The organism is Vibrio sp. Vb0349 (genome assembly GCF_033338975.1).
This window is the reverse complement of record NZ_JAWOTS010000001.1, coordinates 337026-360687: the sequence shown is the minus strand read 5'-3', so window position 1 is coordinate 360687 and position 23662 is coordinate 337026. Positions and strand designations below refer to the sequence as shown.

The 23662-nt window shown below is 44.2% G+C and carries 25 protein-coding genes; 15 read left to right on the top strand and 10 right to left on the bottom strand.

Annotated elements, in window-relative coordinates; genetic code table 11:
* Positions 1–19: 19 nt before the first annotated feature.
* Positions 20–943 (bottom strand): DMT family transporter, encoded by a 924-nt coding sequence (locus R7Q47_RS01650; protein ID WP_213886451.1) that lies wholly within the window; start codon positions 941–943, stop codon positions 20–22.
* Between the two features lie 128 nt (positions 944–1071).
* Between R7Q47_RS01650 and R7Q47_RS01645 the strand changes: the two genes are divergently transcribed.
* Positions 1072–1965 carry a LysR substrate-binding domain-containing protein gene (locus tag R7Q47_RS01645; RefSeq protein WP_005384012.1) on the top strand — a complete coding sequence of 298 codons (894 nt, stop codon included), beginning with the start codon at positions 1072–1074 and terminating at the stop codon, positions 1963–1965.
* Positions 1966–2038: 73 nt separating this feature from the next.
* Positions 2039–3097: a S1 family peptidase gene (locus tag R7Q47_RS01640; protein WP_213867888.1), complete on the top strand. Its 1059-nt coding sequence runs from the start codon at positions 2039–2041 to the stop codon at positions 3095–3097.
* A gap of 16 nt (positions 3098–3113) precedes the next feature.
* Here R7Q47_RS01640 and fliJ read toward each other — a convergent pair whose 3' ends face one another.
* Genes fliJ through R7Q47_RS01600 form a run of 8 tightly spaced genes read right to left on the bottom strand, consistent with a single transcriptional unit; the run spans position 3114 to position 11137 of the window.
* On the bottom strand, positions 3114–3554 hold the full coding sequence (gene fliJ / locus R7Q47_RS01635; RefSeq protein ID WP_005384016.1) for a flagellar export protein FliJ: 441 nt from the start codon (positions 3552–3554) through the stop codon (positions 3114–3116).
* A 24-nt stretch (positions 3555–3578) separates the two neighbouring features.
* Positions 3579–4925 (bottom strand): flagellar protein export ATPase FliI, encoded by a 1347-nt coding sequence (gene fliI, locus R7Q47_RS01630; RefSeq protein WP_213886450.1) that lies wholly within the window; start codon positions 4923–4925, stop codon positions 3579–3581.
* Positions 4918–5673 carry a flagellar assembly protein FliH gene (fliH, locus tag R7Q47_RS01625; RefSeq protein ID WP_005375050.1) on the bottom strand — a complete coding sequence of 252 codons (756 nt, stop codon included), beginning with the start codon at positions 5671–5673 and terminating at the stop codon, positions 4918–4920. Before fliH ends, fliI begins: the two co-directional genes overlap by 8 nt.
* A gap of 4 nt (positions 5674–5677) precedes the next feature.
* Positions 5678–6691: a flagellar motor switch protein FliG gene (locus R7Q47_RS01620; RefSeq protein ID WP_005375048.1), complete on the bottom strand. Its 1014-nt coding sequence runs from the start codon at positions 6689–6691 to the stop codon at positions 5678–5680.
* Complete coding sequence (gene fliF, locus R7Q47_RS01615; protein WP_005384024.1) at positions 6660–8411, bottom strand: flagellar basal-body MS-ring/collar protein FliF; 1752 nt, start codon at positions 8409–8411, stop codon at positions 6660–6662. The genes R7Q47_RS01620 and fliF overlap by 32 nt, the downstream gene beginning before the upstream one ends.
* 3 nt (positions 8412–8414) lie before the next feature.
* Entirely contained in the window at positions 8415–8771 is a 357-nt protein-coding gene (gene fliE, locus R7Q47_RS01610; protein ID WP_005375045.1) for a flagellar hook-basal body complex protein FliE, read from the bottom strand.
* Between the two features lie 15 nt (positions 8772–8786).
* Positions 8787–10118: a sigma-54 interaction domain-containing protein gene (locus tag R7Q47_RS01605; RefSeq protein ID WP_031778880.1), complete on the bottom strand. Its 1332-nt coding sequence runs from the start codon at positions 10116–10118 to the stop codon at positions 8787–8789.
* Positions 10118–11137: an OmpA family protein gene (locus tag R7Q47_RS01600; RefSeq protein WP_021707593.1), complete on the bottom strand. Its 1020-nt coding sequence runs from the start codon at positions 11135–11137 to the stop codon at positions 10118–10120. Before R7Q47_RS01600 ends, R7Q47_RS01605 begins: the two co-directional genes overlap by 1 nt.
* 379 nt (positions 11138–11516) lie before the next feature.
* On the opposite strand from R7Q47_RS01600, the gene R7Q47_RS01595 reads away from it, so the two are divergent.
* From R7Q47_RS01595 to lafA, 9 genes are all read left to right on the top strand, one after another.
* Positions 11517–12335: a FliM/FliN family flagellar motor switch protein gene (locus R7Q47_RS01595; protein WP_005375039.1), complete on the top strand. Its 819-nt coding sequence runs from the start codon at positions 11517–11519 to the stop codon at positions 12333–12335.
* Positions 12332–12703: a flagellar motor switch protein FliN gene (gene fliN, locus R7Q47_RS01590; protein WP_005375038.1), complete on the top strand. Its 372-nt coding sequence runs from the start codon at positions 12332–12334 to the stop codon at positions 12701–12703. The genes R7Q47_RS01595 and fliN overlap by 4 nt, the downstream gene beginning before the upstream one ends.
* 18 nt (positions 12704–12721) lie before the next feature.
* Positions 12722–13480 (top strand): flagellar type III secretion system pore protein FliP, encoded by a 759-nt coding sequence (fliP, locus tag R7Q47_RS01585; protein WP_005375037.1) that lies wholly within the window; start codon positions 12722–12724, stop codon positions 13478–13480.
* A 12-nt stretch (positions 13481–13492) separates the two neighbouring features.
* Positions 13493–13762 carry a flagellar biosynthesis protein FliQ gene (gene fliQ / locus R7Q47_RS01580; protein WP_005375036.1) on the top strand — a complete coding sequence of 90 codons (270 nt, stop codon included), beginning with the start codon at positions 13493–13495 and terminating at the stop codon, positions 13760–13762.
* Complete coding sequence (gene fliR / locus R7Q47_RS01575) at positions 13762–14538, top strand: flagellar biosynthetic protein FliR (protein ID WP_005375027.1); 777 nt, start codon at positions 13762–13764, stop codon at positions 14536–14538. Before fliQ ends, fliR begins: the two co-directional genes overlap by 1 nt.
* Positions 14535–15662 (top strand): flagellar biosynthesis protein FlhB, encoded by a 1128-nt coding sequence (flhB, locus tag R7Q47_RS01570; RefSeq protein ID WP_005375025.1) that lies wholly within the window; start codon positions 14535–14537, stop codon positions 15660–15662. Before fliR ends, flhB begins: the two co-directional genes overlap by 4 nt.
* 31 nt (positions 15663–15693) lie before the next feature.
* Positions 15694–17784 carry a flagellar biosynthesis protein FlhA gene (gene flhA / locus R7Q47_RS01565; RefSeq protein WP_005375024.1) on the top strand — a complete coding sequence of 697 codons (2091 nt, stop codon included), beginning with the start codon at positions 15694–15696 and terminating at the stop codon, positions 17782–17784.
* Positions 17785–17803: 19 nt separating this feature from the next.
* The gene (locus R7Q47_RS01560; protein ID WP_017633491.1) at positions 17804–18574 is read left to right on the top strand and encodes an EAL domain-containing protein; all 771 of its coding nucleotides are present in this window, start codon (positions 17804–17806) and stop codon (positions 18572–18574) included.
* Between the two features lie 301 nt (positions 18575–18875).
* Positions 18876–19727 carry a lateral flagellin LafA gene (gene lafA, locus R7Q47_RS01555; protein ID WP_005375019.1) on the top strand — a complete coding sequence of 284 codons (852 nt, stop codon included), beginning with the start codon at positions 18876–18878 and terminating at the stop codon, positions 19725–19727.
* 70 nt (positions 19728–19797) lie between these two features.
* On the opposite strand, the gene R7Q47_RS01550 is transcribed toward lafA, so the two are convergent.
* On the bottom strand, positions 19798–20085 hold the full coding sequence (locus R7Q47_RS01550; protein WP_318088564.1) for a hypothetical protein: 288 nt from the start codon (positions 20083–20085) through the stop codon (positions 19798–19800).
* 416 nt (positions 20086–20501) lie between these two features.
* On the opposite strand from R7Q47_RS01550, the gene fliD reads away from it, so the two are divergent.
* From fliD to R7Q47_RS01530, 4 genes are read left to right on the top strand one after another with little or no spacing between them, the layout of a single operon-like run.
* Positions 20502–21848, top strand: coding sequence for a flagellar filament capping protein FliD (fliD, locus tag R7Q47_RS01545; protein ID WP_248486143.1), 1347 nt, complete (start codon positions 20502–20504; stop codon positions 21846–21848).
* 32 nt (positions 21849–21880) lie between these two features.
* Complete coding sequence (gene fliS / locus R7Q47_RS01540; RefSeq protein WP_005375014.1) at positions 21881–22267, top strand: flagellar export chaperone FliS; 387 nt, start codon at positions 21881–21883, stop codon at positions 22265–22267.
* The gene (locus R7Q47_RS01535) at positions 22251–22571 is read left to right on the top strand and encodes a hypothetical protein (protein WP_005375013.1); all 321 of its coding nucleotides are present in this window, start codon (positions 22251–22253) and stop codon (positions 22569–22571) included. Before fliS ends, R7Q47_RS01535 begins: the two co-directional genes overlap by 17 nt.
* Complete coding sequence (locus R7Q47_RS01530) at positions 22568–23641, top strand: flagellar hook-length control protein FliK (protein ID WP_213886449.1); 1074 nt, start codon at positions 22568–22570, stop codon at positions 23639–23641. Before R7Q47_RS01535 ends, R7Q47_RS01530 begins: the two co-directional genes overlap by 4 nt.
* Positions 23642–23662: the final 21 nt, after the last annotated feature.

Below are 23662 nucleotides of genomic sequence, written 5' to 3'. Positions count from 1 at the left end.
CCCTTCATTTTCCGACAGACTAAGAAGTTCTCGCTTGTAAACCGCCACTGCGATGCGCCGTAAAACGAACCCAACATGTGTTCAGTATGATTGCGAGCACTATTAAACTCATCCCAACAATTTGACTTTGACTCATTCGGTCTTCAAAAAACAGGCTCTGCCAAACCGCAGTGAACAATAAGTTAGTAAAAATGAGTGGCGAAAGTTGAGAGCCACTGCTTGCCAGTTTATATGCTTTGGAGCGAAAAACTTGGGTGTTAATGATCATCAGAGACATCATACCGATCCACAGCGTATTTGAAGAAATCTCAGGCGCCATAACACTCATATTAAGTAACGCGTCGAAGTCATTAAACAAAGTTAGCGGCAACAGAAATACGGCAGCAAAACCAAACGCCCAAAAGTTGATTTCTAGCGGCGACATATTTGTTTTACTCACTTTATATAACGTAAGCTGAGAACCAGAATTGAAGAGTCCACCAGCCAAGCCGAGCAATAAATCCGCTCGCCATGTAATCTCACTTCCACCGCCCGCCAACATAACCACACCAGTGAACGCCATTGCTAAAGCCGCCAATGTTGAAACACGAATGCGCCCCCTCATGAACAGCTTTTCAACCAAGGGAATAAATAATGGGCCAGTAGCAAACAAAACGACCCCTTCAACGAGCGTTAACGTTTGTAATGACGCGATAAAGCAAAGTTGTGACAAACCGATACAAAAAGCTCGCAATAAAATAGGCTTTAGCGTGCCCGCTTTAGGAAAGGTAAGGTTTTTCACACGAAGTAAGATAAGCAAGATAAGCGCAGGCACCAAAAAACGTAAGAAGCTAAATAGTGTGACGGAAAGTTCGCCTGACAACTGCTTTGCTAACAGTCCAGTAACAGATAAGCTTAACGTAGACATCAACATGAAAAGGATAGATTTATTTACAGCATTCATTCAATACTCCTTAATATATGGAGCATTTTAAAAGGCATCACTCATCGCAAATAGCGAGTAATATTAACCATTGATGTAAGAAAAACTTACAGTTTAACTTATCTATCACCAGCTACGGTTTTTAAATTATGCGGAAACTAGTCCCCTTAAAGTCCATCTACGCATTTGTTGCAGTAGCTGAGTCTGGCAGCATGACAGAAGCAGCACAGATATTAAGTGTGAGCCACTCAGCCGTAAGTCAGGCGATTAAATCGCTGGAGAGTCAAGTCAACAAGCCTCTGTTTGATCGCATAGGCAGACAAGTTCAACTCAATGCGGACGGTAAAAAGTATTACAGAAAGGTGGCACCCGCTTTAGAGCAAATTGTCGATGCAACGGAAGCACTCATCCAAGATCAGAACTTGCAACGTGTTACGCTCAATATGGTGAACTCATTGGCTCTTCACTGGTGGATTCCTCGAATGTCAGATTTACAAGGGTTTGCTCCTCAATTAGACGTTCGTTTATCAAACCTGTCTGGCAGATTCAATTTAGAACAAGAAGGTATCGACGCGGCCTTGGTGCATGGAAATCCCGAAGAATGGCAGGATTACTACTGCGAAAAGCTCAGTGAAGATGAACTGGTTTTGGTGTGCAGTCCTGAATTGATAGCGAAGACAAAGGACTCAAACATCACTCAACTCTTAAAGCAGTATCCCATCATTGAAGTTACTAACGAACGAAGAAAAAATGACTGGAACGTGTGGCTGGACGCGACGAGTATCCAGCGACCTAAAAATAAAAAACCAATCACTTTTAACATGTCGATACAAGCCGTCCAGGCCACAACTCGTCGTTTGGGGTTATTGGTCACTCATCGCTTGTTTGTGAAGGATGACATCAAATATGGTCAGCTAATCGAGCTGGGTGAACCCGTCATTAATCCTCATCAACAGCTTTACTTTGTATGCCCGCCACACAAGCTAAAGCTTGAATCGTTTCATCTGTTGCGATCTTGGCTACAACAATCATTCAACTATTAGAAACTTTTGTTAAGCACATTCACTGAAAAACTAGTATAAAGTTAGAGGAGCACTTTTCATCCAAGGATGGTTTATGAAGCAGTATCAAATATGGCTAAGCGCACTCTGTTTTGCAGTATCTTTGAGTGCGACCGCAGAAGCAGAAAATGATAACCGCCTTTCAGAACAAGGGATCTCCACGGCAATTATTGGAGGGCAGCAGGCGACCCAAAACCAACTTCCTTTTTTTGCACGTCTTATTCTACATAAAACTGGCGCTAATCAGTTTGCCAATATTTGTGGGGGAACCATTGTAAACGACCGTTTCATTTTAACTGCGGCTCACTGCGTAGAACCAAGCGTTTTCACTGACGGGTGGACAATCAACGATCTACGAGTGCTAGTCAAAAACCCTACGATGAATGACGTGTTTGTTGAAGAATTCAAAGATGTTCGCTCTATCACGATTCATCCTGATTATGTGCCTAGCGATTTATGGATTAATGACATCGCTGTCCTTGAATTGACTCGCCCTATTACCGATAACGTTCAATCCATCACTTTACCGCAAGACTTTGGAGACTACAGCAGCAAGACGGTTTATCAGATATTCGGTTTAGGTCAGACCTCGACTAGTGATGAAAACGGGCCAAACTATTTACGCTGGGCAGAAGTAAAACCCCTTACCGACACCCAATGCGCTTCGCTGGTAACAGGGTTTAATGCTCAGGAAAGTTTATGTGCGAATGGATTTCCTGAGCGAAGCTACACTGGTATCTGCCGCGGTGACTCAGGCGGTCCTCTCACTTATCAAGACAATAATGGCATGTATCAGCAAATCGGTATTGTTAGCTATGGTTCTTCTGTTTGTGAATCTGCTGCGATTCCGAGTGTGTTTACTGAGGTTCTAAATTATACAACGTGGATTGAAGCCCAAACCAGTTCGGGAGTGAAAACTCGTTATAACGCCCTCTTAGCAAGTACAGAAGATTATCATAGTGAAGGCGATTCCGGCTTTGAACCAGAAGATACTAACACGTCGGGCTTTGACGATAACGGCAGCGGCGGCGGCGGTGCTCTCGGATCAGGGTTGATCATGCTTGGAGGCTGGTTTGGTTGGCTAAGACACCGCAGAAATGATTCGCGCTCCTAGTTGCGTCAACAAGACATCATAATATCTTGCGCTTAACGCGAGAGTTAATGATGTCTTCAATCATCTTTTGCTCTTTTTTCGCTTTTTCATAGTTCTGCTTAGTACGCCAACGTTCAAGCACTTTTTCTAACCCTTGAACGCGTGCGTGCTTGTGTTCTAGTGTTTTCTGTACAGATGCACATTCCGCTTGCATAACGGCTTGCTCTTGCTCGTGGTGACGAAGCATTCTTTGTAGCATTTGGTCAACACGATTAAAGTTCATCAAAGCCGCGCTCGTCAGCGTCGGGCCGGTTCGGGTTGATTGTCCAGCGTGGCCTTTCAACGCCGATAACTGTTCCAATTGCATTGAAAGATGGGAGTGACGCTGACGCATGGCATCAAGTTGTTGACCCACACGATCACGCTGTTTTTCTTCCATTTGCTGTAACTTGCCTACGGCTTTTAACTTGGATTTCATTTCAGCCTTGTCACTCCCATTTGATTAAGCACTTTGAAAAAGCTGCGCGAGCTCGGTCAAACTGGTTGGGTAATCTACAGACTCATTGGCAGCTTGTTGTAGATATGCACGCAAGTTTGGATACATAGCAACAGATTGATCTAACTCAGGATCTTGTCCTGGTTGATACCCCCCTAATGGCAGTAACTCTTTAACCTGAAGGTAGTTGGAGTACATTTGACGGAAGTTATTCGCAATCGTGCTGTGTGCGTCCTGCGTACAAGTATTCATACAACGGCTAATAGACGCGTTGATATCTATCGCGGGATAATGCCCTTGCTCAGCCAGTTGACGCGATAAAACGACATGCCCATCTAAGATGGCGCGCGCGGAATCCACAACAGGATCTTGTTGGTCGTCTCCTTCTGCCAATACGGTGTAAATTGCCGTTAAGCTACCATGTTGATTTTCACTGTTACCCGCTCGCTCTAGGAGTTGAGGTAACACGCTGAAGACTGAGGGCGGATAACCACGAGAAGCTGGAGGCTCTCCGAGCGAAAGAGCGATTTCGCGCTGTGCCATGGCGTATCGGGTTAGAGAGTCCATCAGAAGTAGAACGTCTTTGCCTTGGTCTCGGAAATACTCTGAAACGCGATGACAAAGTAGTGTCGCTCTTAACCTCATTAGCGGGGATTCATCAGCAGGAGCCGCGATAATGATCGCTTTCTTGCGCGCTTCTGGGGTTAAGTTTCTCTCGATGAACTCACGTACTTCTCTGCCTCGCTCACCAATAAGCCCGACCACAATTACATCGGCCTCCGTGTTTTTGGTGATCATCCCCATTAACACACTTTTACCGACGCCACTGCCAGCCATCAAACCAATACGTTGGCCTTTGCCTACCGTCAATAGTCCATTAATCGCTCGCACGCCTACGTTGAGTGGTGTATCAACTGGGCGTCGCTTCAGTGGGTTAATCGGTTTTGGTTCAAGTGAAACTCGATCTCCCCCCTTAAGCGGTGCCCCGTCATCTAACGGCTCACCTAAACCATTCAGTACGCGTCCTAACCACTGAGAGCTTAGCTGCACGGTACTGTCACCATCAAGAGGGATGACTTTTGCACCTGCAAACAGACCGCCTAAACGGCGGATAGGCATGAGGTAAGCAATAGTGTGTTCAAAGCCCACAACTTGCGCTTCGATCATATCGCCTTCCGCGGTTTCTACGAGACAACGCTGCTCAAGCTTAAACCGACACCCTACGGCTTGTAACATTAAGCCGTTTACTTTTATCAATCGCCCTGTTACGCGAGCAACAGGGATTGAATCGAGCGAAGCCAAGGCTTCGCTCAAACGCTCACTTAATAGTTCATTGCTTAGGGTATTACTCATGCTCAGACTCTACCTGTGGAATACTGACTTCATCCAAAAGGTGTTGCTTTACATTGTCCATACAGGCTTCCAAACGAGAGTCGCAGCTCGCATCCGCTTCTGCGTCATCAGTCACTAACTGACAGCCACCAATAGGAAGCTCCGTATTAGGGACCAGTTTCCAAGATTGCGGCAAATCAGCATTGATGTGAGTAATGCGCTCTAAATCTTGCGGATTTAAATGCACAGTTACTGTTTCCGCTTTACCAGGCATGGCAGACAATGTCTCGTCCACCAAAGCTAGGATCTGCTGAGGCATTAAAGTGAGCTCGGCACGAATCACTTGCTGAGCTACCTTTTGTACCAGTTCACAAATCATATGGCGTTGTTGCTGTTCTTTTTCATCTTGCCAACGAGAAAGGGCGTGAAAAAGTTCATTGACAGGCTTCGCCGCCTCCAAAAAGCCTTGCTTTCCAGACTGTTCACCGGAAACAAAGCCTTTTTGGAAACCTTCTTTTTGGCCTTCCAACAGACCTTGTTGCTTGCCCTGTTCGATACCTTGGCGTAAGCCTTCCTCATGTCCTTGTTGCAAACCTTGTTGAAAACCTTCTTCAAGTTGCTGTTGGATATCTATTTGAGGTTCTTGCCAGCCTTGGTTATCTAGCCCGAATTCGTCTTCGATAGTCTTAGGTTGCGCTAAAGGCGGAAAACGGTGTAAACGATACCCGCTCGGAGGCAATCGCATAGTACTTGATTTTGTCTCTAGCATGACCTTACTCCACCGTTGGCTCTTCATAGAGAAGCAGCTGAACTTCACCAGATTCATCCAGCTCACGTACCATTTGCATGATGTCTTGACGTGCTTTTTGAACTCGACTTAACGCAACAGCGCCGCGTGCGTCCATGTCATCTTCTAGCGCTTTCACCATACGTTGCGGCATTGAACGCTTAATAGCTTGTTGTAAGGTAATATCGGAACCTTTTAGCGCGACTGCCCACAACTCTAGCGGAATCTGCTGCACCAACATGTCCATGGTTTCTTCGCGTTGTCGGCCAAGAACCATAAAGTCGAACATGTTTTCTTCAATTGCATTAACAACATCTTCATCATGCAACTTCAGCATTTCCATCAATGAACCACGGTCACCTTCAAAGCGGTTAATGATATCTGCTGCTTGCTTAACACCTGATAACGGCGTGCTTTGACTTGCGGATACTTTTTCGATGCAACGCTCAACGAGTTCATGCAAATCAACGGCAACTTGATGATCGATATCTTGCAATTGAGCAATACGGAACAAGATTTCGTCATGGTAATCTTGTGGCAAGTGCTTCAATACCGCTGAAGAGCTGTCTGCTGGCAAATACGCTAGAAAAATTGCTTGCATTTGTGGGTGCTCGTTCACAATGAAACGAGCGAGAGTTTCTGCTTCCACCCACTGTAAGCGCTGCATATTGTTGCGAATTTCATCGCCATATAAGGTATTTAATAACCCTTTTGCCAAATCGTTACCCAATGCTTTACGCAATGTATTAGATAGGTATTCCTTAGAGGCTCCTCGAATACCGCTGTGCTCACGGAAATCTTCAAAAAAAGTTTGAATAACACCACGAGCAGAATCGCTCTTAATGCCATTTAACTTCGCCATTGCACGAGTCACACGCTGGGTTTCATCACGGCTAAAGTGTTGCAAAACCTTCGCTGCGGCATCCTCGCCCATGCCTAATAGCACGAGCGCGGTTTGTTCAACATAACTAAGCGTCTGCTTTGATAGAACTGTGTTCATTGATGTTTACCCATTGTTTCAGTATTTCGGCTACGCGCTCTGGCTCTTCATTAGCAATAAGCTGTAGGTGTTTCAATTGAATTTCTAATGGCGAACCTGCTGGTGGTAGCATGTCGCTGTTTACATCTAAACCTGAAGAGGCTGAGATGCCTTTTTCAGATAGGCGGCGATCAAGTACTTCTTCATGCTCGCGCTCTTCACGCGTTTGCAAGTTTTCGTAGTCAGGTTCTTCCTGAGGCTCAGCAAAATTTAGCTCAGGCACAGGTTTATCAACGCCAGTTAGGTGCATGATTAATGGACGCAGTACGAAGAAGATCATCGCCAAGCCTAACAAGCCACCAATAACGTAGCGTATTGGCTGCTGTACTGTAGGGTCTTGCCACCACGGCAGTGCAGGAGGAGCATCAATTTCAATTGGGGTGAAGTTGAAACTCATTAAACTTAAGCTGTCACCACGTGTGGCAGAGATACCAACAGCATCCATGATCATGTTTGAGATTTGCTCTTTATCGGCTTCACTCCACGCCACACCATCTGGCGAAGCTTTGGAGTTCAACAGAACCGATACACTAAGCTTTTCTATTTGGCCTTGTTGGTATTGAGTACGACGAACACTGCTCCCTACAGCGTATTGACGATTCACTTCAGATCGCGCATTCGTGTTTTGGCTATCGTTCGTTTCCACTTCACCAGATCCTGTCACTGGCGGTTGGTTACTTAGAGAACCAGGAACACCCAACGCAATTTGATCAACCGAGTTGTTATGAATGGTGTGCTCATTACGCACAACCGGTGCGTTATCCAAAATTTCTTGTGTTTCTTCAACTTGGCTAAAGTCCAGATCGGCAGCGACTTGTACGCGGAAGTTACTCGGCCCCACAATCGGCGTAAGCATGTCTGCTGCGCGTTGGATGATCTGTTTTTCAACACTCTTCTGGTATTCAAGATATTTCGCGTTTACTTTACCGGCTTCCGCAGAAGCGACATCCGCACTAAGAAGACGGCCATACTGGTCAATGACAGAAACAAATTCTGGCTTCATTGCCGTGACACTGCCGACCACTAGGTTAATGATCGCTTCAACTTGTTCAGGCTTTAAGTCTTCACCAGGTTTGAGCTCAAGCATGACAGATGCTGAAGGATTCTCACTGTTTTGGCGGACGAATAGAGTTTGACGAGGTATTGCTAAATGAACACGCGCGTTCGCTACTGAGTTCAAAGACATGATAGTACGTACTAACTCACCTTCTAAACCATGACGATAACGCGCCGTTTCCATAAATTGGCTCGTACCAAGAGAGCTATCTTCCTTGAGCGAATCCAAACCTGTCGGCAGCTTAGCTTTAACACCTTTTGATGCAAGCAACATGCGTACCTTCGCAACCTCACCTTCTGGTACAAGAACTTGTCCATTTTGCTCTTGCATGCGGTAGCTTACGCCTTCGCTTTCTAATACCGACACAATTTCGCCGATATCAAAACGCTCTTGCTGGCTATATAGCGGACGAAAGCTCTGCGAGGAACTCCATAGTGCAACCACAATAATCGCTGCAACAATCGCAGCTAACACCGCAGATAGCACTAAGTTTCTCTGACTGCTAGACCAGATTTGCTTCAGCTTCGTTGTCACATCGTCCATGCCGTTGGCAGTAGAAAATGTCTGTGCTGTGCCGGTAGCCATAGCTGTGTTTCCGGCGACTTGGGGGGTTAGTTCTGACATGAATTACACCGGCATCTTCATAATATCTTCAAATGAGGTCACGACTTTGTTGCGCACTTGCATCAAAGCATTAAAGGACAAGCTGGCTTTTTGGCTCGCGACCATTGCACCAACTAGGTCATCACTTTTTCCTGTTTCTACGGCCGTCATTTTTTGACTAGCCACTGATTGATGTTGATTCACTGTATCCAACACATTTGTCATCGCTTGTGAGAACGATAAAGGTGCGTTTAGTGATTGTTGATCTAAAGGATTTGCACTCACGATAAACTCTGGCGGCTGCACTTGTGCCTGCATCGCCTGCATTTTTGACAACATAAGTTGCTCTGCCGAGACCGCATGAGTAGGTTGACTTGCCATCTATTTTTTCTCCTATTAGGCAGCCGAGCCTAGTGCCGACTGTAAATCAATACCATGTTCTCGCATTGCTGCGAGCTTGTAGCGTAGCGCTCGAGTAGAGACTCCAAGCGCGTTTGCGGTTTTCGTTCGGTTTCCACCAAACTGACGTAACTTTTCCAAAATAAACTGATATTCAGCTTGCTTCTTCGCTTCTACATGACCAAAACTTGAAGTTGGCTCTGCTGTAGGAACTGACGCGACAAGCTCAATAGGCAGCATCAGGTCATGGGCTGTAATGTAATCACCATGACGCATGACCAAAGCGCGTTGAATGACATTTTCCAACTCACGAATATTGCCCGGCCAGTGATACTGACTCAGCGCACTAATCGCATCTTGGGATAGGTGACAGCGGCTGCTATCTTGATACTTTTCAATAAAGAATTGGCTAATCGGTAGAATGTCCTCTTTTCTTTCACGCAAAGGCGGCCAGTGCAGAGGCAGCACATCTAATCGATAATAAAGATCTTCACGGAACGTGCCTTTTTGAACTTCCTCACGTAAGTCTTTGTTGGTTGCCGCAATAACACGAATATCGAGCTGAACGGCTTTATGGCTACCAACACGTTCTACTTCACGCTCTTGAAGGACGCGTAACAATTTCGCTTGAACCGCAGGTGACATTTCACCAATCTCGTCAAGCAGAATCGTCCCGCCATTTGCTTCTTCAAACTTACCGCTTTGAGAATTTGTCGCTCCGGTGAACGCGCCTTTTACATGACCGAATAGCACAGCCTCTAACATTGACTCTGGAATGGCGGCACAGTTAACCGCCACAAATGGACCATTGATACGCGGAGAGTGCTCATGCACATATCGCGCCAGCACTTCTTTACCCGTTCCCGATTCACCTGTAATAAGCACACTCGCGTTAGTACATGCTGCACGATGCGCCAATTGCAGAACTTGTTTGCTTCTCCAAGACTCCGCAACAATGTTGGCCATTGGCTTACCTAACGCTTCAACACGTTTAAGCAGATTAACCAACTGATTAGATTCAAATGGGCGTAATAGATAATCAGTAGCGCCCGCTTTCATCGTCTCAGCAGCCAAGATGCCTTGTTCTTGGTCGACAATCGCAATAACAACACCCGAATTTCGCTGCTTTTGGTGACACGCGACAAACTCACGAACACACATATCCGGCAGCGTAGAGCTCACTAAAGTGATTTCTGCTCGCTCTTCAAGCAAAGCGCCTCGACCAGTACGAGTGTGTTTCGCGGTGTAACCTGCATTTTGCAACACATCCAATACTGGTTGAGCAAGAGCTTCATTTGGCTCAACCAACAAAATTTTCGTTTTCGTCATCATTGAACCTTAACTTTCGTTTGTTGATTTTGTGATTGTAGATCTGGGTGGTGTTTCGTAGCCGTATACTCGTTGTCCCTCACTAAACGCAGGGTGACACGTCGGTTTTTTGCTTGGCCATTAACCGAGTTATTGCTGGCAATTGGGTAACGTGAACCATGAGCTCGTGTTTCGATCATCGACTCGTCGACCCCAAGCTCAATCAAAGCATTGGTGACTTGCTCTGCTCGAGTACGTGACACAGAAAGGTTCGTTAAACTTGAACCAACGTTATCGGTGTGACCGTCGATGAGGATTTTGGTCACTCGATCATCCACAGATACATAGCTATACAGCGCTTCTAGTGTTGCTTTCTGTCCACGACTTAACGTCTTCTGACCAAACTCAAATGAGAGCGCCATATCCCTTGCCTCTGAAAAAGACAATTTAGGCAATCGCGCGCGACACGCATTAAATGATTTCAATGCGTTTTGAATTTGAAGAGTAGGAATCACAATCTCTGAAACAGAGGAAGCATTACTTCCTTTAAGTGACAGCGTCACCCAACTACCCGAAGCAATTGAATCCATGAATTCTTCAGCGCCTTTATTAAAGATGAAACGCTGAGACGGCTTAGTAAATTCAAGGGAACCAAATTCTTTTCTATAAAGCTCATCACCCCAAGGAGCATTTTGAGTTGTTAAAGCAATCGTTTTCCATTTATTGTTTTCATATTCTATATCGGAAATAAAATAGAATTTATTATTAGGTTCCGCTAGGAAATAAAACTTCCCATAGTCTTTATTTGATTGCAACAAGTTGCATTTGAATTTATTTCCCTCATATGTCCATTTAGAGAGGTCCATAGGGATTGTTAAGACTTCTTCTGAATATGACACTTTTGAAAAAATAAAACTGATAACAATAATTGTGTTACAAATTATCAAACGGACATGATTCATGTATATCTTACATTCCCATGACTTAAACCGTTTAATTAAATATGCCACCAAGCCGAGAGAACTGGCATAGCTAATCATTTTAATTACCTATTCTGAATATTAAAATTGGTTACAAAACGCTCAAGAGAGCACGCTTAGCCTCCAACGGAAGCTTTAAGCATAAAAAACAGTATCTTATAATTTATTTATTTGAAGTTGTTGTTACGCCATAAAGGCAATTTAAAAAATCCATAACAACTAAAACGCTCAACATTGTTATTTTATTTATTAAGCGATTTATAAAGAAAACTAACTCTTTTTAAATTTCATTAAAAGATTATGACTATATGAACAAAGCAACATGTGAACTAAAGTCACAATCTTAGAGTTTGGAGCTAAAAGATCATTAAAATTTCTGTGTAGACTACACGCCATTAAGTTAAAACACTTTCGATTGTTAACGCACGGTAAAATATAAATGGAAAATAGAGTTAGCGAGCCTATTTCTGATAGTCAACTACTTGATGTAGAATTATTAGGCAAACCTATTCATATCATTCGTGAGAAGCTCGATAATTTAATTTCAGAATCTTGCTCAAACCTTACGACTGAATTACAAAATTGGCTCAGCACAGGAAAAGTGGAAGCTAGCTTAACCTCAGTAGACTTGCACCGCTTTACATCGGTTGAGATGGACAAAGAGCAAACGTCGACCTATCAACATCAGGAAGGCGGCATGGTATTCATCCATGGTAACCCCCACACGCTAATAAAGTTGGCTGATAGATTTTATGGTGCAAGTGCAGAGCGCTCAGCCGCTACTCTGACGGCCAGTGACTTACGTTTACAAGAGCGCATCAGTCGAATCATCATCGGTTGGCTTGCTCCTGGTGAAATGTGGGACACGGGTGAGTATGAGACCCCTAGAGGTATTGGCATTAACGTTCAATTAAACATTGCGTTTGACGATCATCAAGGCTCAATTCATCTCAAGCTAGATGGTCATCTTATTCAAACGCTAATCGAGCAGCTTGAACTGCAGCCTGATACCGATTTGTTTCAACCTTTCTGTCGTTCTTTAGAGACGACCCCCGTTCGACTGAACGTTGTTCTAAGTAAAAAGAAGATGCCTTTAAGTGATGTGGTTGGCTTACAACCCAACGATATTTTACCTATTGAGCTTCTTAACACGGTTCCAGTAAGCATTGGCAACCAATCTCTATTTACAGGTCGTATTGCCGAGCAAGACGGCCAACTTGTTTTGATCTTTAACCCTGATAAGGAACCGCAGCGATGAGCGAAGCGCTAGAAACTAATGCATTCGACGCAGAAGAACTGAACTTTGATGATTTTCAATTAGAGGACTTTGAAGCCGAAGATACGCTCCAACAAGAACCAGCCACTGCGGAACGTGACCTTAGCTTTTTCAAAAGCATTCCTGTCACAGTCACGCTGGAAGTTGCGAGTAAGGAGATCCCACTTGGGGACTTAATGAAAGCGGGTGAAGGCACGGTTATCGAGTTGGAAAAGCTCAATGGCGAGCCTTTAGACGTGAAAGTAAACGGTTCTCTTATGGGCCACGCTGAAGTTGTCGTTGTCAATGATAAGTATGGACTTCGTCTGATCGATGTACATGACTCTGCATTGAGTGGCGTTGGTCAATAATCTTAGGTAGGCATCACAATGAAAAATCTGAGCGCTTGGCACCGTTGGTTACCTCTTTTGGTATTGGTGTCACTTTTGTTTGCTTTCCCAACAATGGCGGCTGACAACGGCTTAACTATCTTGTCCGTTTCTGATGGCGACACACAACAAGAATACAGCGTTAAACTGCAAATTCTGTTGTTGATGACGGCGCTCAGTTTTCTTCCAGCATTTATTTTGATGGCGACGAGCTTTACTCGAATTGTCGTTGTCCTTGCGATTTTGCGCCAAGCTCTTGGTCTTCAACAAAGCCCACCTAACAGAGTGTTGGTCGGGATCGCTCTCGCATTGACGTTACTGATTATGCGCCCTGTCTGGAGCGATATTTATGAAAATGCGTTTCAGCCATACGACAACGGCGAAATCACGCTAATACAGGCTTTTTCTGTTGCAGAGAAACCAGTGAGAGAGTTCATGTTGGCACAGACGCACCAAAGCTCTCTTGAACAAATGTTACGTATTGCCAATGAGCCTCTCGACCAAAACGTTGAGGATATTTCATTTGCCGTTGTCTTGCCTGCATTTGTCATTAGTGAACTAAAAACCGCCTTCCAAATTGGTTTTATGCTTTTCATCCCGTTTTTGGTCATCGACTTGGTTGTCGCCAGTGTCCTGATGGCAATGGGTATGATGATGCTATCACCTTTAATTGTCTCACTTCCCTTTAAGTTGGTGGTATTTGTACTCGTGGATGGTTGGGCAATGACAGTTGGCACCTTATCTGCCAGCTTCGGTTAACGAGGAGCAGTTATGACCCCAGAACTAACCGTAACGTTATTTTCCGATGCAGTATGGCTGATCATTTTGATGGTTGCCGTATTGGTTGTTCCAGGCTTAATTGTCGGTTTGTGTATCGCCGTATTTCAGGCTGCCACACAAATCAACGAGCAAACACTCAGCTTTTTGCCACGTTTGCTCGTTACCTTATTAATGGTGATTTTTGCAGGTCACTGGATGCTCCGTAAGATCATGGAACTGTTTGATTTCTTGTTCCACAACATACCAGGGATGATTGGCTAATGGCCATCACATTTGCAGAGCTCTCGGCGATACTCGGTCAACTCTGGTGGCCGTTTTTTCGTGTGGGAGCCGTATTTATTTCAATGCCTTTCTTTGGTGATGCGATTATTCCTGTTTGGGTTCGTACTTTACTGGCCCTCTCGATCGTTGTCATTACTGGACCGTTAATGCCACCCATGCCACAAGTCGAGTTATTCTCTATGACTTCCCTGTTCCTTGCTTTTGAGCAAGCTATTTGGGGAGTAATGTTTGGGTTAATTTTGCACATGCTCTTTAACGTTTTCACCATGCTTGGCCAGGTGATTTCTCTGCAAATGGGCTTAGGTATGGCGATGATGAATGATCCTATTAACGGGCTTTCTGTCGCCATTTTGGGACGCATATTTCTGATTTTCTCAACCTTGTTGTTCCTCGCGCTAGAAGGACACTTACTCGTCATAGATATCGTGATTCAAAGCTTTGTTGTTTGGCCGGTCGGATCTGGTATCACATCGCTTTCTCTGCAAGGTGTTGTCAATATTTTCGGTTGGATGTTTGCCTCTTCACTCGCTTTGGCTTTGCCCGCTATTGTTTCCATGCTTCTAGCCAACATCAGTTTTGGTGTAATGAACCGAGCCGCACCATCACTTAATGTCTATGCGTTAGGTTTTCCTATGACGATGCTGCTGGGTCTATTCAGCGTATTAATCTCAGTTTCTGGTGTTCCTGGTCGCTACACGGCGCTCGTTCACGACACCATTAGACACTTGAGTAACTTTATGTTGGGGGGAGCATGAGCGATCAATCTTCTCAAGACAAAACTGAAAAAGCCTCACCGCAGAAGGTAAAGAAAGCCCGCCAGGAAGGACAAATTCCTCGCGCGAAAGAGTTTACTACTGCGGTAATATTTCTAGCGGTGGCGCTCTACTTTTACTCTCAGCTTAATAGTATTTGGGAAAGCATGTCGGGGATCTTTCGCTACAACATGATGCTGACGCGAGCCGACCTAGAAAATCCTAAACAACTTGTCGAGCAATTGGGACAAAGTTTAGCGGTCATCATCGACATGCTATTACCATTGTTTACCGTCATTATTATCGTGACCTGTGGTAGTAGCCTTGTGCTAGGCGGTTGGATGTTCCGTCCCGCGAACGTGATGCCAAAGCTGAGCAAAATTAATCCTTTGAGCGGGATAAAGCGCATTTTTTCGACCCGCTCAGTGGTTGAGCTCTTAAAGTCGACGTTCAAAGTAGCCGTGATCTTCGGCATCTTATATGGCTATTTAGACAACCACTTACAGCCATTACTTGGCATGCAAAATCTCCCGCTCAGCCAAGGTTTTTCTCTAGTAATGTCAATTCTGTTTGAAGGCTTACTCTTGATGGGCTTCGCCTTGTTGTTATTTGGGGTTATCGACATTCCTTATCAGCGTTGGGAACACCTAAAAGAACTCCGCATGACGAAACAAGAATTGAAAGAGGAATTTAAAAATAATGAAGGTCGTCCGGAAGTAAAACAACGTATTCGTCAAATACAGCAACAGTTTGCGCGCCGTAAGATCGATAAAATGGTGCCGACGGCTGACGTGATCATCACAAACCCAACGCACTACGCAGTCGCACTGAAATACGAGCCTTCGCTTTCTGACGCGCCCTTTGTCGTCGCAAAAGGCGTAGACGAAACCGCTATGCACATTCAACGTATCGCCCGAGAAAACAAAGTGGAAATCATTAACTCCCCGCCACTTACCCGTTCGATTTATCACACGACGGCGATTGAACAAGCAATCCCAAGCCAACTGTACATCGCAGTGGCACATATTCTTACTTACGTTTTGCAATTGAAAGCCTTTCGTAAAGGTGAGGGAAAAGAGCCAATTCCTTTACCTCATTTTTCGATTCCAAAACATTTGCAGCACTGATTAACCCGCGTTTATCCAAGGACACGAAAGTATGCTTAACCGGTTAAAACAACTTCAAACATCAACCAAAGGCTACGTTGGCATTCCAATCGTCTTGCTAATGATATTAGCAATGGTGATTCTTCCTTTGCCTCCTCTGCTACTGGATGCGCTGTTTACCTTTAATATCGTCTTAGCAATCCTAGTATTGCTGGTCAGCACAACCGCAAAGCGACCATTAGATTTCTCTGTTTTTCCAACTATTTTGCTGGTCGCAACATTATTACGTCTCACATTGAACGTGGCTTCTACGCGAATTGTACTCCTAGAAGGACATAATGGTGGTGACGCAGCGGGTAAGGTCATTCAAGCATTCGGTGAAGTCGTCATTGGCGGTAACTACGTCGTTGGTATGGTGGTTTTCGTCATCTTGATGATCATCAACTTCGTCGTAATCACCAAAGGTGGTGAACGTATTTCTGAGGTTTCAGCCCGCTTTACGTTGGATGCTTTACCAGGCAAACAAATGGCAATTGATGCCGACTTAAACGCTGGCCTTATCGATCAGGAAACGGCTCGCTTACGCCGTAAAGAAGTCGCCAACGAAGCCGATTTTCATGGTTCGATGGATGGTGCATCAAAGTTTGTGCGTGGCGATGCCATCGCAGGTTTGTTGATTCTGTTTATCAATATCATTGGTGGTATCAGTATTGGTGTCTTCGAGCATGGACTCGCTGCGTCTGACGCCTTTAAAACTTATGCCCTACTCACAATCGGTGATGGTCTAGTTGCTCAAATTCCTTCACTACTATTGGCAACGGCTGCCGCGATTATCGTTACGCGAATTAATGATAGCGATAATGGCATGTCGGAAACCATGCAAAAGCAATTACTGGCAACTCCTGCAACGCTATTTACTGTCGCAGGTATTATGGCGGTAATCGGTATGGTACCGGGTATGCCACACCTAGCCTTTTTTGCGTTTGCTGGCGCATTAGCGTTCGCAGGGTGGCGTCAAACCAAGAAGCCAGTGCAAGACTCCCAGATTGAAGAGGTCGAAGCACTTTCACAAGCAATGCAAGACGATGATACACCGCTGACATGGGATGATATTCCTCACGTCCAAACATTATCACTTGCGCTTGGTTACCGACTCGTCCATCTAGTCAACAAAGAACAAGGGGCTCCTTTATCACAACGTATCCGCGGTGTGCGTCGAAACCTTTCTGAACAAGTTGGCTTTTTATTACCTGAAGTTCGTATTCGTGACAATCTGAGCCTCAAGCCAAACCAATACACAATTTCTCTAAATGGCGAAGTCATTGAGCAAGGTTTTATTGAACCAGAGCGTTTAATGGCGATAGCGGTTGGCGAAACTTACGGTGAGGTAGATGGCATTTTGGGTAGCGATCCTGCTTATCAGTTGCCAGCTGTGTGGATTGAGCATCAAGATAAAGCAAAAGCACTTAATATGGGTTACCAAGTTGTCGATGATGGCACTGTTATTGCCACTCATATTAGTAAAATCATGAAGACAAACCTTGCAGAATTGTTTACGCACGACGATGTGGAAGCAATAACCCAGCGTTTGACACAACAAGCCCCGAAACTAGCAGAAGCATTAGCAGCAGCACTTAATCCAGCGCAGCAGCTGAAAGTATATCGTCAGCTTTTATTGGACCAAGTGCCACTAAAAGATATTCGCACGATTGCCAACACAATGTTGGAATCCGCGGAAAATACAAAGGACCCGATCCTACTTGCATCTGATGTACGCTGTGCACTAAAGCGTACGCTTGTTAACTTAATTGCAGGACAAAAGAACGAATTAAATGTCTACGCACTGTCTGATGAGTTAGAACAAATGCTACTAACTTCACTGCAACAAGCACAATCTTCTGGTACGGTAACACTAGATAGCTTCCCAATTGAGCCAAACATTCTTGGTCAGTTCCAACAAAACTTGCCATTGATCAGACAACAGCTTAAACAACAGGGGCTACCTCCGATCCTTCTCGTTATGCCACAGCTGCGCCCTCTTCTAGCGCGTTACGCTCGCACATTTACACAAGGGCTGGCAGTATTGTCTTACAACGAAATCCCAGAAAACAAACAAATCAATGTGGTAGGAAACCTTGGTTAATCTTATTTCAACACATGCGATGTACGAACATTTGGTTGGTCTCGCAGTACAACACATCGTCACGGATGACGATCAATTAGTCTTTGATGCTTTAAAACACAATGATGTCCAACACGCATGCCAAGCAATTAGGGAAGCTCAATCAGGGGAAGTAGAATTCCAACACCTGACGTTGAGATTTGGTATGCGTGGAGAACAAAGTGTCTATCAATTCAAACTCTCTGAACAAATGCAGTACTGCCTGGATTTGTTCAGTCTTTACCTTGCACTAAGACAAACACAATTTCAGTTAGAAGCCTTTCATCACGACTTGATTAGTAATGTTGTCGTGCCGATTCGCGTGGATGCATTACTTTGGGAGCCTGGGGTTTATTTTCTCGAACAGACGATTCAATTCCACTCTTCTGCTTTTCAACATGTGATTCCTTCTCTTCAAGCTGATGAAACGTTATGTGATAGTGATAAAGTCGCCACACTCACCAAAAAGTTAAAAGAGAATGCATATTCACTTTGGTTTGAAGTCGCGACATCGCAAGTGAACTTCGAGCGCGTCGCAGACTTTAGTCCCGATATGATCAAATTGTCAGTCACACTAGAGGATAAAGAAGAAAGACACGCTTTCCTACCTATTGCTAAGTTCTTAAGAAAGCATAAATATACTTGGGTTGCCGGACGTGTAGCGAGTCAAACGGAACTTAACCGCTATCGTTTATTGGGTGCCAGTTATTATTTTGGTTATTTCAGCGATATCCCAACCTCTCTCTCCTTTCAGTCTTTTGATGAGGAATAGTTGAAACTCAACCATTTATATTTAAAACAGCACGATTTATTCGTGCTGTTTTTTTATTTATAACGGATAACCACAAGATCATTGGGCAATAGTTTCTTTAACTTAACTAAAAAATTTAGGCTTATATGATGATTTTCCCGGTTTTCATGGAATACAAATCACTAAAAATCATCAATTTTTATCTTTTTTAGAAATTTTTTAATTTTCAAATTAATCATTAAAGCCGACCGACCGCCTCTAGTTAGTGACAAGGGAATATCCCGAGGCCTGAAAGATATAGTGACTAACTAAGGAGACTAAGATGGCTTTATCAATGCACACTAACTACGCTTCGCTTGTAACTCAAAACACAATGAACACAACAAGCGGACTTCTAAACACAGCAATGGAACGTCTAAGCACAGGCTACCGTGTGAACTCAGCTGCTGATGACGCTGCTGGTCTTCAAATTGCTAACCGTCTAGAAGCGCAAACACGCGGCATGTCAGTAGCAATGCGTAACGCACAAGACGGCATCTCTATGATGCAAACTGCTGAAGGTGCGATGGATGAAATGACAAACATCGTTTACCGTATGAACGACCTTGCTACACAATCGTTGAACGGTTCAAACAGTGCAACAGACCGTGCGTCTCTTAACAAAGAGTTCACACAGCTTACTGCAGAACTAAACAACATCGTAGACAACACTAAGTTCGGTGGTCAAAACCTTCTTAAAGGCGGCGGCTTCGGTGCAGGTGACGTAACATTCCAAATCGGTGCATCTTCTGCTGAAACATTGACTGTAAGCGCAAGCGCAGGTATCGGTGAAATCACTACTATCCTTGCTGATGCAGCAATTACAGATGGTATCGATGACGCGACTAAAGCAAAAGCAGCACTAGACAAAATCAGCGGCGCTGACGGTCTAGTAGAAAAAATTGGTAGCTCTCGTGCAGACTTCGGTGCGAACATCAACCGTCTTGAGCACACTATGGCTAACCTTGGTAACATGGTAGAAAACGTTACAGCATCTAAAGGTCGTATCATGGATACAGACTTTGCAGTAGAGTCTTCAAACATGACTAAGAACCAAATGTTGATGCAAGCAGGTACCACTGTTCTGTCTCAAACTAACCAGCTTCCAAGCATGGCAATGTCACTACTACGCTAATTACTTAGTTAATAGTGCGCTTAATTTAAATCGTCTTAATTATAAAGCCTTCCTATGGAAGGCTTTATTTTTATCTACGAATATAAATAGAGCTCGTATTATCTTTGTGAGATTCAGACACTCTGAATCCGAATTTCAACATAATATTAAATAAAACCTTATTAAACAGTTCTAATTCTATCGTCTCTAATTTGCTTCCTATTTTACTATCTCTAAGTTCAGGAAAATTGAACTTAGCTTCCTTTAAGATACTAGCTATCTCATCAGAATTGATGCTCTGTTTACTTAATAGTTTTTTGTTAATGAACTCTTCATATGCACGAGCACATTTCATCAATCGCAACGCAAATTCATTCATAACTGACATTCTTTGAAACGTAAAAAATTTAATTTTTAGTGAGAACACTTGCACTTCGCACTATCAAAAATAATATCAGAACGCAATTAATGCACTCTGTAAGAATTATCTGAATCAAGCTGAAGTAAAGGCTGAATATAACGTCTAATTAAAACATCTCTCCTAATTAGAACCGTCAATACAATTAAATATTTTCTTTGTTTAGGTCGCCTTTTCTTATAAGGAAATTACTTTTTCCATGGAGGAAGGCGGAACAAACAAGGTGGAAACACCACTTCCTCCCAAGAAAACAAAATAGCTTTAAACCTTTGTTTTAATTGAATTTAATATACGGCACGTATCTTGCCACTGATAATTAAACTAAGGCGTAGCATTCAAAGTATTCAAGCCAATAAGAGATGAGAGGAGCACACCTCATGAGTTCTTTAGACCCAGTAAAAATGGCAACCCAATTCGCACAATTGGACACAAACCCATTCAAAAACCGTTACCAAGCGCAAGCTAATGTGTACCAGTCACAACTGTCAGCTTTTAATAAAGTTGAAAGCGCACTACGTGATTTTCGTACTGCAATGAAAGAGATGAATAACAGCACAAACAGCATCATCAAAAACAGTGCGACACTCTCTCAAGAAGGTAACTTTACTGCAAACGCGGATGCTAAAGCGCTAACGGGTAACTATCAGATTTTTGTAGAAAAAGTGGCAACGGCGCATCAAGTATCTACAGGAATGCCGGCAGACCTTGAGGCAACGACAGAAGTACCAACAACTGGATCTTTAGAATTCACCATCAACGGTGAAACAATGACTCTAGACTTGTCCTCCGTTGATGTTAATGGTGACGGCACTGCAACGATCAGTGATTTAGCAAGCGCGATTAACAATCACACGGATAACCCTGGCGTTAACGCCACTCTAGTTCGCTCGAATGGTCAAACACACTTTATGCTATCGAGCACTGAGACTGGTGTCGAGAATAAGATCAACGTATCTGCATCGGGTACTGGCCAAGCGTGGTTTGAAGACGCCTTCACCAACCTCAAGCAAATTAACGCTCCGCAAGATGCGGTTATGTGGCTAGGTGCAAAAGACTCAGGCCTGAAACTAACCAACGCAAGTAATACTTTTGAAGGTGTCATCGACGGTGTTGACATTACCGTATCTAAACCGCAAGCCGCGGGAGATTCGCCAATCGGTTTAAAAATTGGAGCTGATAGCGAAGGCACTAAAGAACAACTAGATAAGTTTGTGGAAACCTACAATGCCCTTGTTTCGACTATCGATCAGTACACCCAAATTGGCGGTGAAGATCAGAAACGCGGCGTGCTCGCTAGCGACTCGACATTGCGTTCTATTGAGAGTCAGTTAACGGGGTTAATCCGAGGTGAACACAATGGTATGCGCCTAAGCGAAATCGGCGTGAGCCTAGACCGCAACAGTAAAATGAAAGTTGATCAAGAAAAGTTCAAAGAAGCTCAACAAACAAACAGCGCAGGCTTAGAGGCGTTGTTTAATGGGGATGACGCTTTGCTAGATTCTCTTGACGCAATGGTAGAGCCTTTCTTGAAGTTCTCATCAGGTACCTTCAGCACGCGTAAAGACGCAATACAGTCAAGCTTAGACCGAATCAAAGATAAACAAACCAATTTAGAGCGTAAGTACGAAATGTCGTACAACCGCTACCTCAAACAATTCACTCAAATGAATTCAATTATGACCCAAATGAACCAAACCATGTCCATGTTTAAAGCTCAAAAATAAGACATTTGGTTCCAAATTTAGGAGAAATATTCATGCTTATGGATTCTGGTTACGATTCGTACCAACAAGTCGATCTCGACGCTCAAGCGGCAGCAGCAAATCCACACCAATTGGTCATCATGTTAATCGATGGCCTACTCGATGAAGTTGAACGTATTCGCGGCCACCTAGCCGCAAATCGTTTGGCCGAGAAAGGGAATGGAATCAACAAATGCATGAACATCTTGATTGGACTAACAAGTGCTCTAGATGATGAAAACGGCGGTGAAATTGCGGAAAACCTACGCCAGCTGTATGACTTCTGCCAAGTCGAACTTTATTACGCTAGCGTGCAAAACGATGCAAATCGCTTGGTTAACGTTGAGCGTGTAATGGGTAACATTCGTGAAGGTTGGATGAATTTTGGACAACAAGCATAAAGTATCGCCAGAGCGATTCCGTCATTTATCTCAGCTCATCCAGTTCGCCGCAAAAACGGCCGATTGGCATGCGCTCAAGCGGTACGACTTGCAGTTGCGAGAGCTTTTGATCAGTCACAAGCCTTTTTTGAAAGATCCTAAGCTTGCACCTGAAATCCAGCGAGCGAAAACAGTGCACGCTAATGCCTTCGCAGTATTAGAGAAGTCGACCAACGAGTTGAAAAAAGAGATGAACATGGTCAATGACCATCAAGAACGCGCTATGGCCTATCAATTAGCAATGACCATGGAGCTAACTCAATGATCATACCTTCTTCAACTCAGCACTCAGTTAATTCGCCAGCTAACAATGAGGGTCACATCAAGCAAGCGAACTCGGTACACGGCTTTTCTCATGGTTTTAAATCAGGGAACAAGCAGAATGGTGAGCAAGACTTTAACTCTGCGTCAGCGGTACCGAGTTTTCACCTTACGGCCTCTACTTTGAACAACGCAAACAAAGTACAAAGTCATGGTTTTGATACTGATGACCGCTCAGCTTCAGATCCGGATGCCAACTTGACCAGTACACCAGGGTTAACAGAATCGACTGATCTTGCAGCGCAAGCTCAAGCTTTAACCCAGGGTATGATTACCATGGCAGAGAAGCAGGCTGAGAAACTAGGAAAAGCGTCATCTTTAATGACTGCGAGCGAAGTTAAGTCTGTTACCCAAGATTCGTCTAACGCTATGTTAAACACATCATCAAAACAAGATGTGAAGCAAAGTCTGCCGACTTCATCGAGTTCGCGTTTGCCTATATCCGGTGCTGAGTTTCAAACTCTTTTGAATCAACCTGTTCAAGGGCAACCAACCGCCTCACTACTTCAAGCACAAGCTCCTACAACACAACCTGCACATTCACCGGTTGCGACGAGTCATGTTCAAGCTCAAGGCTCTGAGTGGGCAGCGGTGCGTGTTGATACCACTGCCGGAAAGTGGGGGGAGCAAATGATGCAAGTATTACATGATCGCGTGACGCTCCAAGCTCAACAAAATGTACAAGAAGCAAAAATCCGCCTAGACCCACCAGACTTAGGGAAATTGGATTTACTTGTACGTGTTGAAGGTGACCGATTGAGTGTCCACATCAACGCCAATGCCGCAGCAACACGAGAAGCTTTAATGCAAGTTTCGGAACGATTGCGTACTGAGTTACAAGAGCAAAACTTCGTTCATGTCGATGTCAATGTTGGCTCTGATCAAAACCAAGGTCGAAATGACCCACATGCAAACGAAGAAGACGCCAATATTTTCGCCGCACGAGAATCTGGTGCATTCCAAACCACGACAACAACTAACTATTCAGAACACTGGCTAAGCACTCAAGCTTAGTGAATCTTCGAGGAAAAAGGT